Source organism: Streptomyces sp. NPDC058650, from assembly GCF_042717315.1.
Classification (GTDB): Bacteria; Actinomycetota; Actinomycetes; order Streptomycetales; family Streptomycetaceae; genus Streptomyces.
On sequence record NZ_JBHXRL010000074.1, the window covers coordinates 1 to 1,205 of the forward strand.

Sequence of the window (1,205 nt, forward strand, 5' to 3'; positions counted from 1 at the left end):
CCCGCGGGCCCGTGCTCTCGCTCCGCGAGATCGAGTACGTGAAGGCCGCGACGAGCACGGGGCAGAGCCGCTCGATGGTGATGTTCCGGCACGTGCTGCCCAACATCACGTCGATCATCATCGTGCAGGTCACGCTCTCGCTCTCGTGGGCTGTGCTGACCGAGGCCTCGCTGAGCTTCCTCGGACTCGGCACCCCGCCGCCGGCCCCGTCGCTCGGCTCCATGATCTTCGAGGCGCGCACCCTCATCGGCATCGCGCCGTGGACCATGATCGCGCCCGGCGCGGTCGTCGTCCTCCTCGTCGTCGGACTGAACCTCCTCGGTGACGGTCTCCGCGACGCACTCGACCCCAGAAACAGAGGAAAGAAATGACGCTCGACGACGACCTGGCGGACCTCGCCACCGAGGCGAGCAATCCGCGCTACGCCGAGCTCGACCGCATGAGCGTGGCAGAGATCGCCGCGGCCATGAACGAGGCCGACGCCACGGTTCCCGGCGCCGTCGAACGCGCCCTCCCGCAGATCATTCCCGCGATCGAAGCGGCGAGCGAGCGGATGTCGCGTGGCGGGCGCCTCGTCTACGTGGGCGCCGGCACCCCCGGTCGCATCGCCGTGGTCGACGCCTCGGAGTGCCCGCCGACGTTCAGCACGCCGCCCGAGCTGGTCTTCGCGATCATGGCGGGCGGCGCGTCGGCCATCGTCACCCCGACCGAGGGCGCTGAAGACGACGACGACGCCGGCGCCGCCGCGATCGACGAGGCGAGCATCGGCCCGCTCGACACGGTCATCGGCATCGCCTCGAGCGGCCGCACGCCGTACGTGATCGCGGCCATCGAACGGGCCCGCGCGCTGGGCGCCCTCACGGTCGGCCTCTCGTGCAACGTCGACACGGCGCTGAGCGCCGCTGCCGAGTTCCCGATCGAGGTGGCCGTCGGCCCCGAGGTGCTCACGGGCTCGACGCGACTGAAGGCCGGCACGGCGCAGAAGCTCGTGCTCAACATGTTCTCGACGATCGTGATGGTGCGGCAGGGCAAGACCTACGGCAGCTTCATGGTCGACCTGAAGCCCACGAACCACAAGCTCCGCGACCGCGCCGTGCGCATGGTCGCCGAGATCGCCGGGGTGCCGCGCGAGCAGGCCCTGGCGACCCTCGAGGGCAACGACTACGACGTGAAGACCTCGGTGCTCGTGCTCGCCCGCGGCCTCT

2 protein-coding genes are annotated in these 1,205 nt (G+C 70.5%); both read left to right on the top strand.

Translation table 11 applies throughout. The features are described 5' to 3' along the window. Window positions 1-371: ABC transporter permease (locus ACFWWU_RS37340; RefSeq protein ID WP_384153687.1), on the top strand; the 371-nt coding region annotated here is incomplete at its 5' end. After that, a partial coding sequence (gene murQ / locus ACFWWU_RS37345; RefSeq protein WP_384153690.1) for an N-acetylmuramic acid 6-phosphate etherase occupies window positions 368-1,205 on the top strand: 838 nt, incomplete at its 3' end. The genes ACFWWU_RS37340 and murQ, both read left to right, overlap by 4 nt.